1 protein-coding gene is annotated in these 258 nt (G+C 65.5%); it reads right to left on the bottom strand.

Going from position 1 to position 258, the window contains the following annotated elements; genetic code table 11:
• A partial coding sequence (locus ACFQ1M_RS17695) for a DUF7507 domain-containing protein (RefSeq protein WP_386411325.1) occupies nucleotides 1-258 on the bottom strand: 258 nt, incomplete at both ends.

The following is a 258-nucleotide window of genomic DNA, read 5'->3' as shown; positions in this document are numbered from 1 at the left end:
CTGCCCGCGTCAGCGTTCGCGTCCACCACCTCGATGTCCGTCAGGGTCACGTTGCCCGTGTTGGTCACGATGATGTCGTACTCGATCACGTCATTCAGGGCCGAGCCTGCGACGCGCACCGTCTTGGTCACCGTCAGCTCCGGGTTCGGACCGAGCGTGGTCACCGTCGGGTCGTTCGTCGGGTCACCGTCACTCGTGCCGTCCCCGTCGTCCGTCTCCGTGGTCTCGTTGTCAGGTATCGGGTCGCCGTTGCCGTCA

The sequence above is a fragment of the Sungkyunkwania multivorans genome (assembly GCF_042675645.1).
GTDB lineage: Bacteria > Bacteroidota > Bacteroidia > Flavobacteriales > Flavobacteriaceae > Sungkyunkwania > Sungkyunkwania multivorans.
Note: the sequence above shows the minus strand (reverse complement) of the source record. Positions and strands in the feature narration are given on the sequence as shown.